Below are 14962 nucleotides of genomic sequence, written 5' to 3'. Positions count from 1 at the left end.
GCGCCACCGACCACCCGCGACACCGTCACCGTGCTCCAGGTCGCCGGGCCGCGCTTCGGCCGGGGCGTGATCACCCCCGGCGCGCCGGTCACCCCGGGCGAGGTGCAGGAACACCTGATGGGCGACCTCACGCTGCTGATGAACGACGGTGTGCCCCGGCCGGACCTGCTCGTCGTCGCCGGCAACCTCACCGAGTCGGGCAGCCCGCGCGAGTTCTCCGACGCGCTGAGCTTCCTCACCGGCCTGCGGGTGCTGCTCGGGCTGGAACCGCACCGCCTCGTCGTGGTGCCCGGCCCACGCGACGTGACGATGGCCGCCAGCCGCGCGTACTTCGCCACCTGCGAGGCCGACGACGTCGACCCGCAACCGCCGTACTGGCCGAAATGGCGGCACTACGCGCGCCTGTTCGACGACCTCTACCAGGGGCTCGACGACCGGATCTTCGACAGCGAGCAGCCCTGGACGCTGTTCCCGGTCCCCGACCTGCGGGTGGTGGTGGCCGGGCTGAACTCCACCATCGCCATCACCCACCGCGAGGAGGACCGGTACGGCTTCCTCGGCGAGGCGCAGTCCAGCTGGTTCGCCCAGCGGCTGCGCCACTACCAGCAGTCCGGCTGGCTGCGGCTGGGCGCGATGGCGCACGCGCCGGGGGCGCGCAGCCCGTACGCCGACGAGGTGCCCCCGGACCCGGTGTCGCTGCGCGACCGCGGCTCGGTCAACCGGCTGGTCGGCCCGATGCTCAACCTGTTGCTCTCCGACGCCGCGCCGTCGGCCCGGGTCGACCCGGTGGTGCCGCTGGCCGCCGCGCCCCGCGACGGCCGGGCGCAGGTGCTGCGGCTCGGCGGCGACGGGATGACCCGCTGGGTGCTCGGCCGCGACGACCGCCTCGGCGGCGGCACTGTCACCGCCGTGTCCTGGCCGCACGCCGAGGCCACCTTCGGCGCGTCCGGTCCGGCCCAGGTGCCCGACCCGCGCCGCCCGGCCGCCGTCGAGGGGGCCACCCAGGGCGTGGCGGCGGCCGCCGCGCCGGTCGCCCCGGTGCAGCGGCTGCTGGACCGGCTCGCCGAGGTCTGCGAGGCCCGCTACGACCGGGTGGTGGTACGCCGCGTCGGCACCGACCCGCCGCACCTGTACATCAGCTACCGCTCCGACGGGGTGGTCCGCCAGCAGCGCGTCGGCGCGCACGTGGGCACCCCCACCGCCGCCGACGTGGACGTCTTCGCCCGCCGGGTGCACGCCACCGACCCGGACATCGCCTCCGAACTGGTCTACGACGGCGACCGGGTGCCGCGCGGGCTGGCCGAGGAGGCGCAGCGGCGGGGCGTCCGCGTGCTGCACCTGACCGAGTTCCAGGGCCTGCTCGACCTGCGCGAGTACGTCGCCGCGCAGACCGCCCGGCTCCAGGCCGACCGGCTCTACCCGCCCGGGCAGTACGTGCCGCAGCGCTACCGCCACCTCGTCGGCGCCGACCAGCGCGTCCGCGACGACGTCGTCGACGAGCTGCTCGAGACCGTGTCCGCGCCGGACGGCCGGTTCGTGCTGGTGCTCGGCGACTTCGGCCGGGGCAAGACGTTCGCGTTGCGGGAGGTGGCCCGGCGGCTGCCCACCGCCGCGCCCGACCTGATCCCGATCCTGGTGGAGCTGCGGGCGCTGGACAAGGCGCACTCCGTGGACGGCCTGGTCGCCGCGCACCTGGCGAACCACGGCGAGCAGGTGATCGACCTGAAGGCGTTCCGCTACATGCTGCGCCAGGGCCGCATCGTGCTGCTGTTCGACGGGTTCGACGAGCTGGTGGCCCGGGTGACGTACGACCGGGCGGCCGACCATCTGGAGACGCTGCTCCAGGCCGCCGAGGGCAACGCGAAGATCGTGGTGAGCAGCCGGACCCAGCACTTCAAGACCAACTCGCAGGTGCTGACCGCGCTCGGCGAGCGGGTCGGCCTGCTGCCGCACCGGCGCGTACTCGCGGTGGAGGACTTCACCCCCGGGCAGATCGAGGCGTTCCTGCGCAACCGGTACGGCGGCGACGAGCGGGCCGCCCGCGAGCGGATGGACCTGCTCGCCGGCGTGAAGGACCTGCTCGGGCTCTCCCGCAACCCGCGCATGCTCGGCTTCATCGCCAACCTGGACGAGGGGCGGCTCGCCGCGGTGGCCGGGGCGGGCGGCACGTTCAGCGCCGCCGCGCTCTACCGGGAGATCCTGGAGTCCTGGCTGGACTTCGAGGAGCGCCGCACGCAGGGCATTCCGGGCGCCCCGGTGAGCCTGCGCCGGCCCGAGCTGTGGCAGGCGGTGAGCCGGCTCGCGTTCCAGCTCTGGGAGAGCGGCGAGGCATACCTGCGCCTGGCCGAGCTGGCCGAGTCCACCGGCCAGCTCGCCGGGCGGGCCGACTCGCGGCTGTCCGGCCCGCAGGCGGCGCACGCGGTCGGCGCGGGCAGCCTGCTCGTCCGCACCGACGACGGGCTGTTCGGGTTCATCCACACCTCGGTGATGGAGTGGCTGGTCGCCGAGGGGGTGGCCGAGCAGATCAACAGGGGCGAGGAGCCGGCCGCGCTGGCGGTCCGGTCGCTGTCCGCGCTCGCGGTGGAGTTCCTCGGCGACCTCGCCGACCCGGCCCGCTGCACCGCCTGGACCGCGCGGGTGCTCGGTGACGAGTCGGCCGGGGAGACGCTGCGCGCCAACGCTCTGCGGCTGTCCGCCCGGCTGCGCCTGCCCGACCGGGCCGACCTGCGCGGCGCGGTGCTGCGCGGCGAGGATCTGTCGCACCGCGAACTCGCCGGCGCCGACCTGACCGGCGCCGACCTGACCGACGCGCGGCTGGTCGCCACCAACCTGACCGAGGCGCGGCTGGAACACGCCCGCCTGCGCGGCGCCCGCCTGGACCAGGCCCGCCTCGCCGGGGCGGACCTGCGCGACGCGGAGATGGCCGGTGCCCGGCTGTTCCGGACCGACCTGCGGGGCGCGCGCGTGGCCGGCAGCAGCTGGCACCGCACCGCGCTGATCGACGTCAGCGCCGACCCGGCGCTGCTGCGCGCCCCGGAACTGCGCGGCGCCGTCGTCGCACCGGGCCGGCCGGTCGCGCCGGGCCTGGCCCCGCCCGCCGTGGGCGTCGGGTACGGCTTCGAGGTGGGCCGGCTTCCGGTGCCGGTGGCGTACAGCCCCGACGGCGCGGTGCTCGCCGTCGGCAGCGACGACGGCGGTGTGCTGCTCTGCGACACCGCCACCGGGCTGCCGGTACGCACGCTCCAGGGACATCGGTCCCGGGTGTACGCGGTCCGCTACGACGCCGCGTCCCACCAGCTCGTCACCGGCTCGGCCGACCTCACCGTACGACTGTGGGACGCCGACCACGGCGACGTGCGGCACGTCATCGAGGACGTCTTCACCGGCTGGGTGTGGCCGCTGCTCACCGACGGCCGCCGCGGCCGCCTCGTGGTCGGCGACGCGGCGGGCGTGGTGCGGCTCTACGACACCCGCGGCGCCCGGCTGCGCCACGAGTGGCCCGGCCACTCCGCGCCGATCTGGGGCACCTCGTTCAGCCCGGACGGGCGGCGTGTGGTGGTGGCCGACAGCGCCGGCACGCTCCGCGGCTGGGACATCCCCACCGGCAAGCTGGCGTTCGAGGTGCAGGAGCCCGAGGTGGTCTACCGGGTCGTGCACTCACCGGACGGCCGGCTGCTGGCCGCCGTCGGGCAGCACGGCCGCATCTGGATCCGACGGGCCACCGACGGCGAGCTGCTGCGCGCGCCGCGCGGCCACGAGGCCGACGTGTACGCCCTCGACATCCACCCCGACGGCACGCTGATGGCCACCGGCGACACGCACGGCGCGCTGCGGCTGTGGGAGACCGAGACGGGCCGGCCGGTGCGGGTGCTCGGACGGCAGCGCGGAGCGATCTACAGCGTCCGGTTCAACGGCGACGGCAGCCTGCTCGCCACCGCCGCCAGCGACGGCGCGATCCAGCTCTGGGACACCGACGACGGGCAGGTGCGGCACGAGCTGACCCGGCACCGTGGCTCGGTGTGGCCGGTGGTCTGGCGGCCGGACCAGAACCAGGTGGCGACCAGCAGCAACGACGGCACCACCCGGCTGTGGGACGTCCGCAGCGGGCAGCTTCAGCACACGCTGCGCGGGCACGGCCGCAAGGTCACCGCGCTGTCCTTCCGCGACGACGGCGAGGTGCTCGCCGCCTGCGGCAACGACGGCGTGATCCGGCTCTGGGAGCCGCGTACCGGCCGTCTGCTGCGGCAGCTCGCCAGCCCGGCCGACCGGCTGCTGTCCGTGGTGTTCTGCCCGGATGAACCGCTGGTGGCCACCCCCAGCGGCGACGGCGGCGTGCACCTGTGGAACACCGACACCGGCGCCGACGAGCGGGAACTCAACGTGGACACGGACCACGTCTGGGCGGTCGCGTTCAGCCCCGACGGCGACGCCCTCGCCACCGCGAACGACGACGACACGGTACGCCTCTGGTACCGCCGTACCGGCCGCCACTTCGCCACGCTCACCCCGCACCGGGGGCGCGTGCGCACCGTCGCGTTCAGCCCCGACGGCGAGACCATCGCCACCGGTTGCGACGACCAGACGGTACGGCTGTGGGACGCCGCCACCGCCACCTGCCGTCTCACCCTCGAACACCACACCGACCGGGTCTACTCGGTCGGCTTCAACAGCGAGGGCACGCTGCTCGCCAGCGCCGGCAACGACGGCACGGCGGTGGTGTGGGACGCGGTCACCGGCGAGCGGCGCCTGGTGCTCACCGAACACGACGGGCGGCTCTGGTCCTGCGCGTTCAGCCCGGACGGCAACCTGCTCGCCACCGCCGGCGACGACCTGGTGATCCGGCTGTGGGATCCGGTGACCGGCCGGCTGCACGGCACCCTTGCGGCGCACACCCGGCGCGTCTGGTCGGTGCACTTCAGCCCGGACAGCAGCCTGCTCGCCAGCGCCGGAGACGACGGCACGGTACGGCTGTGGGACGTGGCCGACCCCGAGCACGCCCAGTTGCGGACCACGCTCATCGGCCTGCCCGACGGGTGGGCGGCGGTCAGCCCGGACGGCCGCTACAAGCTGGACGGCGACCCGGGCGGCCAGTTCTGGCACGTCATCGGCACGTGCCGCTTCGAGGTGGGCGAACTGGACCCCTACCTGACCCAGGTCCGCCGCCTGTCAGTGGACGCCCCCTTCTAGCCCTCGCCCCGCCCGCCCCGAGCCCCCGCCTCATGACAGGCGCGGTAGATCTTGGTAGGAAACGGCCCCTATCAGGGCCCTCTCGTACCAAGATCTACGCGGCTCCCGGTGTCCTTCGCGCGATCCTGCGCTTTGTGCCCGGGCGAACGGGGCATCCGGGGCGCGACTCGGTCCGGAAGTGCAAGATCGCGGGGCGGAAGGAGGGGCGGGGCAACCCGCCCGCCCCTGCCGGGTCGGGGACCGGTCAGCGCCGCCACTTCTGGTTGGCGGCGCCGGTGCAGTCCCAGATCTGCAGCCGGGTGCCGTCGGCCGAGCTGGGACCGGTGGCGTCCAGGCACTTGTTCGCCTGGGGGTTCACGATGTCCCCGGCCGCGCTGAACACCCACTTCTGCGCGCCGGTGCCGTTGCAGTCGTAGAGCTGCACCTTGGCGCCGCTCGCGGTGGATCCGGCGGCCACGTCGAGGCACTTGCCGAGCGCGCGTACCGAGCCGTCGGCGTTCCAGCTCCAGCGCTGGGCGGCGGTGCCGTTGCAGGTCCAGAGCTGCACCGCTGTGCCGTTCGCGGTGCCGGCGCTCGCCACGTCGACGCACTTGTTCCCGTACCCGATGATCTGGCCGCCGGTGCCCCCGCCGCCGTTGTCCCACGCCTGCACCCGGACGTAGTCGATGGTCATGGTCTGCGGGAACGTGGTGCTGCCGTCCGGCGAGCCGGGCCAGTTGCCGCCGACCGCCACGTTCATGATCATGAAGAACGGGTGGTCGAATACCCACCGGTTGCCGCCGATGTCGGCGGGCGTCTTGCGCGAGTACGCGACGCCGTCGAGGTACCAGGTGATCGAGTCCGGCGCCCAGTCCACCGCGAACGTGTGGAAGGCGTCGGCGAGGGCCTGGCCGCCGGGTAGCGAGGTGGACGCGCCGACGCCGCTGCCACCGGAGTAGCCGGGGCCGTGCAGCGTGCCCCAGACCGTCGACGGCGCGTAGCCGACGTTCTCCATGATGTCGATCTCGCCGCTGCCGGGCCACGGGTTCGTGCCGATGTCGTTGCCGAGCATCCAGAACGCCGGCCACAGCCCCTGGCCGCGGGGAACCTTGATGCGCGCCTCGAACCGCCCGTAAGCCTGGGCGAACGTGCCGTTGGTGAGCAGCCGGGCCGAGGTGTACTGGCAGCTTCCGTACCAGCACGAGTAGCCGGACGGGTTCTCCTTGCGGGCGGTGATGACCAGGTTGCCGTTGCCGTCGAGCGCGGCGTTGCGGGTGCTGTTGGTGTAGTACTGCAGCTCGTTGTTGCCCCAGCCGCCGCCACCGATGTCGTAGCGCCACTTGCTCGCGTCGGGGGCGGCGCCGGCCGGGCCGTTGAAGTCGTCGGACCAGGTGACCGCGCCGGGGGCGGCGACGGCCGGGGTGCTCGGGACGGCGGCGAGGGCGGCGGTGAGGCCGACCGCTGTCACCGCCAGGGCGGCGAGGGTACGGATGGTGCGCACGGGGCGCCTCCTGCGGGGGTGGTGGTTGTCACCGTCGCGGCGGCCGGCCCCGCCCAACGTTTAACAAACCATACAAATAGACTTCGATGAAGGTATGAACGAAGCCGGTCGATGTCAAGAGAGCGTTTCCCGCTGGCGCTCCGATGTGGGCTCCGGCTCGCGCTGCCGCACCACGGTGGGCCGGCGCATGTCCCGCCACGGGCCGCCCAGCAGCGGTGTCAGCACCACCAGCAGGTAGCACGCGCCCATCACGACGAGCGTGGACGTGGGGCCGAACCGGTCCGCGGCGAATCCCGCGCCGACCGCGCCGGCCGGCATCGCCGCCCACGCGCCCGCGCCGATCACGCCGTACACCCGGGCCCGCATGGCCGGCGGCACCCGCTCCAGCTCGACGGCGCCCATCAGCGGGTTGAGCGAGCCGGCGGCCAGCCCGGCCACCGCGACCACCGCTACCACCACCGGCAGCGGCGGCGCGGCGGCGAGCGCCCACAGTGGTGGAGCGCCGCACAGCACGTACGCGGTGACGAAAGTGGCCCGGCGGGGCAGCCGGTGCCCGATCGCGCTGAACACCAGCGAGCCGACCAGCGCGCCACCACCCATGACGCCGACCAGCAGGCCGAACGCGGCCGGGCCGCCCAGTTCCCGGTCGGCGACCACCGGCAGCAGCACCTGGCTCTTGGCCGCGTCGAACAGGTTCGTCACCAGCACCAGCAGGACCATGGCGCGCAGCAGCGGCTCGCGGACCAGGAAACGCAGCCCGGCGGCGAACTGCCGCCAGTAGCCGCCGGTCTCCGGCTCGCTCTCCTCACCGGACGGGCTCAGCCGACGCGGCACCAGCAGCGCCACCACCAGCGCCGACACCGCGAACGTCACCGCGTCCACCGCCAGCACCGGCAGCGCGCCGAACACGCCGACGAGCAGGCCGGCCACCGGCGCGCCGATCATCCGGGCGCCGCGTGAGGTCGCCTCGGCCCAGCCGACCGCCCGCTCGATCGGCACCCCCGCTGCCGCCGCGGCCTCCGGGAGCAACGCCGTGCGCGCGGTCTGCCCGGGTGTGTCCAGCAGCCCGCTGACGAAGACCAGGGCCAGCAGCGCCGGGAAGGGCAGGCCGACGGTGGCGTGCAACAGGGGTACGGCGGCGATCGTCACGCCGGAGATCACGTCGGCGAGCACGCTGGAGCGCCGGTAGCCGATCCGGTCGACGAGCACGCCACCGAACGCGCCGCCGAGCACCACGGGCGCGGTGGCGAACGCCCCGGCGAGCCCGGTGGCGGCCGGTGAGCCGGTCTCGGTCAGCACGTAGAGCGGCAGCGCGATGAGCGTGAGCACGTTGCCGGTCAGCGAGACGGCGTGCCCGATCAGCAGTCCGGTCAGGGGCCGGCGGTCGCGGGTCACTGCGGCCCCCGGTACGCCTGCCAGATGAGCGTGACCATCTCGGCGCCGGACCGGCCGGGCGCGCCGCGCTCCTGCCAGCGCCGGCCCAGCGCGGACAACTCGTCGCGCAGCTCGACCAGTTCCTCCGGCGTCAGGCGCAGCACCATGTCGCTGCTGGTGGTGCCGCGGACCCAGGCCGGGTCGAGGCTCGCCTCCGAGTCCAGGTACGCCTGGTAGCGGTCGACGTAGCGCTGCATGGCGGCCTGGCGCAGCATGTTGCCGGCGAGCCGGCGCTCCGGGTCGTCGAGCAGTTCGAGGGGATCCCAGTCGGTGGTGGCGTGCGCGGCCCGCCACCACCGTTCGCGCCGGTCCCGGGCCAGCTCGGGCGCCTCGGCCACGAAGCCGTGCTCGGCCAGCTTGCCGACGTGGTAGCTGACCGACCCGATCGCCTCCCCGGTCCGCTCGCTCAGCATGCCGACCGTCTGCGGGCCGCGCAGGCGCAGCTCGCCGAGCAGCCGCAGCCGGGTGGGGTGGGCCAGCGCCCGCATGGCTCGCGGGTCGCTCACGCGCCGGTTGCCGGTTCCGTCAGTCATGCCGCCAGGCTAGACCTACAAGATATGATGTACAAGGAGTCTTGTATTTATCGTGTTGCCTCCGGTGTGTGGCGGTACAGGTCGCGCAGCAGGCACACCTCGGACAGGTGGTGGATCACCTCCCGGTTGATGTGCAGCACGAGCGTGGCCATCGGGACGTCGGCGAACGGCCCCTCCGCCGGGCCGCAGGGGCGGGCCAGGCCCTCCTCGCCGAGCCCCTCGACCCCCGCCGTCCAGGCGGCGTACTCCTCGTCGAGCTGGGCCAGTGCGCCGGCCGCGGTCGGGGAGTAGGGGAACGAGGCGTAGTCGGTGGGCGCGCGGCCGAAGTGCGACGCGTTGCGCATGGCCAGCACGCCGACGACGACGTGGGCCAGCCGCCAGGCGATGGTGGTGAACGGCGGCGGATCCGGCTGCGGCATCGCGAAGTCGATCGCCGGTGGGCCGCCGTCGCCGCGCGGCCGCACGCTCCAGCAGCCGGGGACCGGCTCCCAGAGGTATTCGGCGTCGGTGAGCCCGGCGAGGCGGTCGCGCAACTGGTAGGTCCAGTGCCAGGTGAGCTGCTCGCGGAGCAGCGGGTTCCAGGTCAGATCGGTCATGCGCCTCAGCGTGCCACCGCCCTGGGACAGAAAACGGCCCGCTCAGCCCCGCCGCGCCGCCGTCCGGCCCTTGAGGCGGCGGCCCATCTCCCGGGCGATCTCCTTCTTCGCGTCCCGCTCGGCCAGCGCCTGGCGCTTGTCGTACGACCGGCGGCCCCGGGCCAGGCCCAGCTCCACCTTGGCCCAGCCGTCGGCGAAGTACATCGACAGCGGCACCAGCGTGATGCCGCCGTCGCGCAGCTTCTCCAGGATCCGGGCGATCTCCACCCGGTGCAGCAGCAGCTTGCGGGTGCGCCGGGGCGCGTGGTTGGTCCAGGTGCCGAAGCCGTACTCGGCGATGTGCAGGCCGTACAGCATGATCTCGCCGTCGCGCTCCTGGGCGAACGCGTCGACAAGCGACACCCGCCCCTCGCGCAGCGACTTGACCTCGGTGCCGGCCAGCACGATGCCCGCCTCGTACGTCTTGAGGATGTCGTAGTCGTGCCGCGCCTTCTTGTTCGAGGCGATCAGCTTGCGCCCGTTCTCCCTGGCCACGCGAGCAGGGTACCCGCCGGCGGCGGTTGCGGGCCGGTCGCCGGGCGCGCCGCGGCCACCCAGCCGGTGGTGATGAGCAGCAGCGCGCCGCAGTAGGTGACCATCACCAGCAGGCCCCGTCCGGGCAGGTCCACCCCGGCTGCGCCCACGCCGATGAGCAGATCGGAGACGAGGAAGAGCGCCCCGCCCGCGGCGACAGGCGCCGACACCCCGGTCGCGGCGGCGGCCATCAGGCACAGCGCCAGGCTGTAGCCGAGCACCGGCAGCCGCAGCGGCCCGAGCATGCCCCAGAGCAGCGCGTTCGCGCCGGCCCAGGCGACCAGGTAACCGGCCCACGCCATGCCCGGCGCGCGCCGGTGCCGGACGAAGGCGCTGAGGAACGCGATCTGGGTGACCAGGAAGAAGCCCATGCCGGCCAGGAACGCGGTGTCGCCCTCCACGAGCAGGGCGACGTCGCCCGCGGTGGCGGCGACCAGGCCGACCGCCACCGCGTCGACGCGGCGCCGGTGCGTCAAGAGGTACGCCAGCAGCACCGGCGCGAGCAGCGGCTTGGCCAGCCACTGGAGCGCTGTCGAGTCCAGCGCGACCCCGACCAGTTCGACGGCCGCGACCAGCCCGAACAGGGGCAGCAGCCAGGATCGCCTCATCGGGCCGGCTGCCAGCCGGGACGCCCGAACAGGTAGCCCAGGCGGTGCCGCCAGCAGTCGGCGCGGCGTACGTCGGACCAGATCGCGGCGAACTCGTGGGTGGCCACCCGCAGCGGGTTGTAGGTGGCGATGTTCGTGGTGAGGCCGTAACGCGCGGTGGCCCGCTCCGGCTCGAACGTGCCGAACAGCCGGTCCCAGATGATCAGGATGCCGCCGTAGTTGCGGTCCAGATACTCGGTGTTCGAGCCGTGGTGCACCCGGTGGTGCGACGGCGTGTTGAAGATCCACTCGATCGGCCGGGGCAGCACCCTGATCCGCTCGGTGTGCAGGAAGAACTGGTAGAGCAGGCTGACCGACTGCTGGAGGAAGATCATCCACGGCGGGATGCCGAGCAGCGCCAGCGCCAGCCAGAACGGCAGCGAGGTCATCGGCGTCCAGCTCTGCCGCAACGCGGTCGAGAAGTTGTAGTAGACGCTGGAGTGGTGCACGACGTGGCTGGCCCAGAGCACGCGTACCTCGTGGTGCGAGCGGTGGAACCAGTAGTAGGCCAGGTCGTCGGCGAAGAAGAGGATCACCCAGGTCCACCAGTCGCCGGGGGACAGGTGCACCGGCGCCACTGTCCACAGCGCCGCGAACACACCGACGGTGAGCAGCTTCCACGGGAAGCCGATGATCTGGCTGCCCAGACCCATTGACAGGCTGGTGGTGGTGTCGCGCAGCTCGTAGCCGCGTTCGTCGTCGTCGGGCAGGAAGCGGTAGGAGACCGCCTCGATGACGATCAGGAGCAGGAACGCCGGGACGGCGTACAGCACGGCGGGGATCATGCGCGCGCTTCCCTTCCGGGGGTGGTGGGGGTGGTGGGGGTGGTGACCGGCGCGGTCAGCAGTTCCCGGGCGTGCCGGGCCGCCGCCGCGCCCTGACCGGAGGCGATCGACGCGGCGAGACGGCGGTGCCCGGCCACGTCGAGCAGTTCGGCCGCGCGGGCGTCCGGGGGGACGTCGCCGACCGCGAACGTGCCGGCCACCAGGCTGTTGAAGGCGAGCTGGTAGGCGGTGTTGCCGCTGCCGCGCACGATCAGCCGCCAGATGGCGATGTTCGCCTCGTTCATCAGGTCCAGGTCGGGGGCCAGGTCGCCGTACTCCTCGGCGGCCCGGACCAGGGCGGCGACGACCGCCGCGTCCGCGCGCTCGGCACAGAGCCGGGCCGCGTCGATCCCGACGCACGCCCGCATCTCCAGCATGTCGCGCACCAGCGTCTCGACCGGGAGTACGTCACCGGAGCGGGCCAGGGACAGCGCGAGGTCCAGCCCGGCGTGGACCCGCCAGTCCAGCACCCGGGTCGCGCCGCCCTGGCTGACCCGGACCAGGCCGAGCTGTTGCAGGCGGCGCAGCGCCTCCCGGACCGCGTGCCGGTTCACCGCGAACGCCCCGGCCAGCTCCCGCTCGCCGGGCAGCGTCTCGTCCGGCGCGTAGCGGCCGGACACGATCGCGTCGCGCAGCCGCCCGAAGACGTGGTCGGAGACCGAGACACGGGGCGCGGGATCGAAGGTCATGCGCAGCAGTGTGGCCCCGAACACATCAACCCGTCAACTGGTTGTACCAGTGGATTTCGAGGGCGGCCGGTGCGTGCCCCCTCGGTCACCCCTCGTATCCTGTCCGCCGTAGGCCCGCCAGAGGGAAGGGAGTCGGTGTGAGCGACCGGGTCGAGACGTTGGAGTTCCAGGCCGAAGCCCGTCAGCTGTTGCAGCTGATGGTGCACTCGATCTACTCGAACAAGGACGTCTTCCTGCGCGAACTGATCTCGAACGCGTCCGACGCGCTGGACAAGCTGCGGCTGGAGTCGCTCGTCGACAAGGAGCTGCCGGCCGACACGTCCGACCTGCACATCGAGATCGAGGTCGACAAGGACGCCCGTACGCTCACCGTGCGGGACAACGGCATCGGCATGACCCGCGACGAGGTGGTCGGCCTGATCGGCACGATCGCCAAGTCCGGCACCGCCGAACTGCTGCGCAAGCTGCGGGAGTCCGCCGACGCCGCCGCGTCCCAGGAGTTGATCGGCCAGTTCGGCGTCGGCTTCTACGCCACGTTCATGGTGGCCGACAGGGTGACGCTGCTGACCCGCCGCGCGGGGCAGTCCGGCGGCACCCGCTGGGAGTCCGCGGGCGAGGGCACGTACTCGATCGAGGAGGTCGGGGACGCACCCCAGGGCACCTCGGTCACGCTGCACCTCAAGCCGGTCGACACCGAGGACAACCTGCACGACTACACCGCCGAGTGGACGATCCGGGAGATCGTCAAGCGGTACTCCGACTTCATCTCGTGGCCGATCCGGATGACCGTCGACAAGCCCGGCGAGGACGGCGCCACCACCCGCGAGGAACAGACCCTCAACTCGATGAAGGCGCTCTGGGCGCGCTCGCGGGACGAGGTCGACGAGGCCGAGTACAAGGAGTTCTACCGGCACGTCGCGCACGACTGGGCCGACCCGCTCGAGACGATCCACATGCGCGGCGAGGGCACCTTCGAGTACGAGGCGCTGCTGTTCCTGCCCTCGCACGCCCCGCTCGACCTGTTCTCCCCGCAGGGCCGCCGCGGTGTGCAGCTCTACGTCAAGCGCGTGTTCATCATGGACGACTGCGACGCGCTGATGCCCAACTACCTGCGCTTCGTCAAGGGCGTGGTGGACGCGCACGACCTGTCGCTGAACATCTCCCGGGAGATCCTCCAGCAGGACCGGCAGATCCGCGCGGTGCGCCGGCGGCTGGTCAAGAAGGTGCTCGCCACGCTCAAGGACATGTCCGCCGAGTCGTACCGCACGTTCTGGACCGAGTTCGGCGCGGTGGTCAAGGAGGGTCTGCTGGAGGACCCGGACAACACCGAGACGCTGCTGGAGTTGGTCCGCGCTGCCAGCACCCACGACCCGGCCGAGCCGACCACGCTGCGCGCGTACGTGGAGCGGATGAAGGACGGCCAGACCGAGATCTACTACGCCACCGGCGAGAACCGGGCCACCATCGAGAACTCGCCGCACCTGGAGGCGTTCCGCGCCAAGGGCTACGAGGTGCTGATCCTCACCGACCCGGTGGACGAGGTGTGGGTCGAGCGCGTCGGCGCGTACGACGGCAAGACGCTGCGCTCGGTCGCCAAGGGGCAGGTCGACCTGGAGACCGAGGAGGAGAAGGAGAAGGCCGAGGCGGAACGGCAGGAGTACGCCGACCTGCTCACGTTCCTCGGCGGCGCGCTCGCCGACAGCGTCAAGGAGGTGCGCCTGTCCACCCGGCTGACCACCTCACCGGCCTGCGTGGTCGGCGACGCGCACGACATGACGCCGACGCTGGAGAAGATGTACCGGGCGATGGGTCAGGAGGTGCCCCGGGTCAAGCGGATCCTGGAGCTGAACCCGGCCCACCCGCTGGTCACCGGGCTGCGCAAGGCGCACGGCGAGGGCGGCGACACGGCCGCGCTGACCGAGACCGCCGAACTGCTGTACGGCATGGCGCTGCTGGCCGAGGGCGGCGAGCTGGCCGACCCGGCCCGGTTCACCCGCATCCTCGCCGACCGCCTGGCCCGCGGCCTCTAGCCCCACCCGACCCGCCCCGCCGGCCGGACCCGGCCGGCTTGATCGACTCCATTACGCCGAGGTGGCGGTATCAGGATGCCCCCGATACCGCCACCTCGCCGAGCTGGCGTGGATCAAGCTGGCTTGTCCCAGGGTGGACGGGTGTGGGTCGGGCTGGTGTCCAGCCGCGCGGCCGGCCGTAATCGCCGTTGGCTGGTGAAGGGGCCGCTGAGCCGGTGCGCCGGGGCGGCGAGCCCGGTCGGCTCAGGGGAGGGCGGGGTAGAGCGCGGCCACCCCGCCCGACAGTCCGGCCTGGACCCGGCGGGCGACGTCGTCGGCCAGGATCTCGTAGCTGTCGGACTCGATGCCGTCGGCGGCGAGCCGGGCGACGTCGGCCGGGTGGGCCTTCGGGCCGGGTACGGCGGCAGCCATCTCGGTGTCCATGTAGCCCACGTGCAGGCCCGCCACGCGGACGCCCCGGCCGGCCAGCTCCAGGCGCAGGGCGTTCGTCATCGACCACTCGGCGGCCTTCGCCGCGCCGTACGCGCCGACGCCGGGGAGCGTGAACCAGGACAGCGCGGACAGTACGTTGAGGATCGTGCCGCCGCCGTTGGCCACGATCCGGGGCGCGAACGCCCGCACCACCGACAGCGTGCCGAGGTAGTGCGTCTCCAGCTCCAGCCGGATCTTGTCGAGGTCGCCGTCGAGCAGGTCGGTGCCGGTGCTCACGCCCGCGTTGTTGACGAGCAGCGTCACGTCACCGGCGTGCTCCGCGGCGGCGGCGACCGACGCGGGGTCGGTGACGTCCAGGCGTACCGGGGTGACGCCGGGCAGGTCCACGGTGTCCGGGTTGCGCGCGCCGGCCCAGACGGTGGCGCCACGCGCGGCGAGTTCGGCGGCCAGGTGCCGGCCGAAGCCGCGGTTGGCGCCGGTGACCAGGGCGGTGCTTCCAGCGATCTTCATGTGTCGCTCCGAGGTGTGGTGAGGGAG

11 protein-coding genes are annotated in these 14962 nt (G+C 73.1%); 2 read left to right on the top strand and 9 right to left on the bottom strand.

The window, feature by feature from the left end; all coding sequences use genetic code 11:
• A partial coding sequence (locus ACPCK6_RS24045) for a WD40 domain-containing protein (protein ID WP_423482302.1) occupies positions 1-5187 on the top strand: 5187 nt, incomplete at its 5' end.
• A gap of 244 nt (positions 5188-5431) precedes the next feature.
• On the opposite strand, the gene ACPCK6_RS24040 is transcribed toward ACPCK6_RS24045, so the two are convergent.
• From ACPCK6_RS24040 to ACPCK6_RS24005, 8 genes are all read right to left on the bottom strand, one after another.
• Entirely contained in the window at positions 5432-6667 is a 1236-nt protein-coding gene (locus ACPCK6_RS24040; RefSeq protein WP_396883678.1) for a ricin-type beta-trefoil lectin domain protein, read from the bottom strand.
• A gap of 114 nt (positions 6668-6781) precedes the next feature.
• Positions 6782-8062: an MFS transporter gene (locus tag ACPCK6_RS24035; RefSeq protein ID WP_396883679.1), complete on the bottom strand. Its 1281-nt coding sequence runs from the start codon at positions 8060-8062 to the stop codon at positions 6782-6784.
• Positions 8059-8634, bottom strand: a complete 576-nt coding sequence (locus tag ACPCK6_RS24030; RefSeq protein ID WP_318334196.1) for a helix-turn-helix domain-containing protein — start codon at positions 8632-8634, stop codon at positions 8059-8061. The genes ACPCK6_RS24035 and ACPCK6_RS24030 overlap by 4 nt, the downstream gene beginning before the upstream one ends.
• A gap of 47 nt (positions 8635-8681) precedes the next feature.
• Positions 8682-9230: a DinB family protein gene (locus ACPCK6_RS24025; RefSeq protein ID WP_423482301.1), complete on the bottom strand. Its 549-nt coding sequence runs from the start codon at positions 9228-9230 to the stop codon at positions 8682-8684.
• 42 nt (positions 9231-9272) lie between these two features.
• Positions 9273-9764: an SsrA-binding protein SmpB gene (gene smpB / locus ACPCK6_RS24020; protein ID WP_018784184.1), complete on the bottom strand. Its 492-nt coding sequence runs from the start codon at positions 9762-9764 to the stop codon at positions 9273-9275.
• The gene (locus ACPCK6_RS24015) at positions 9737-10411 is read right to left on the bottom strand and encodes a lysoplasmalogenase (protein WP_396883682.1); all 675 of its coding nucleotides are present in this window, start codon (positions 10409-10411) and stop codon (positions 9737-9739) included. The genes smpB and ACPCK6_RS24015 overlap by 28 nt, the downstream gene beginning before the upstream one ends.
• Complete coding sequence (locus ACPCK6_RS24010; RefSeq protein ID WP_396883683.1) at positions 10408-11235, bottom strand: sterol desaturase family protein; 828 nt, start codon at positions 11233-11235, stop codon at positions 10408-10410. Before ACPCK6_RS24010 ends, ACPCK6_RS24015 begins: the two co-directional genes overlap by 4 nt.
• Positions 11232-11963 carry a FadR/GntR family transcriptional regulator gene (locus ACPCK6_RS24005; protein ID WP_423482300.1) on the bottom strand — a complete coding sequence of 244 codons (732 nt, stop codon included), beginning with the start codon at positions 11961-11963 and terminating at the stop codon, positions 11232-11234. Before ACPCK6_RS24005 ends, ACPCK6_RS24010 begins: the two co-directional genes overlap by 4 nt.
• Positions 11964-12100: 137 nt before the next feature.
• On the opposite strand from ACPCK6_RS24005, the gene htpG reads away from it, so the two are divergent.
• Positions 12101-13993, top strand: a complete 1893-nt coding sequence (gene htpG, locus ACPCK6_RS24000; RefSeq protein ID WP_396883684.1) for a molecular chaperone HtpG — start codon at positions 12101-12103, stop codon at positions 13991-13993.
• A 243-nt stretch (positions 13994-14236) separates the two neighbouring features.
• On the opposite strand, the gene ACPCK6_RS23995 is transcribed toward htpG, so the two are convergent.
• Entirely contained in the window at positions 14237-14935 is a 699-nt protein-coding gene (locus ACPCK6_RS23995; RefSeq protein ID WP_396883685.1) for an SDR family oxidoreductase, read from the bottom strand.
• Positions 14936-14962: the final 27 nt, after the last annotated feature.

This window comes from Micromonospora sp. AB353, from assembly GCF_049538395.1.
Taxonomy (GTDB): domain Bacteria; phylum Actinomycetota; class Actinomycetes; order Mycobacteriales; family Micromonosporaceae; genus Micromonospora; species Micromonospora aurantiaca.
This window is presented reverse-complemented; position numbering and strand designations above follow the sequence as displayed.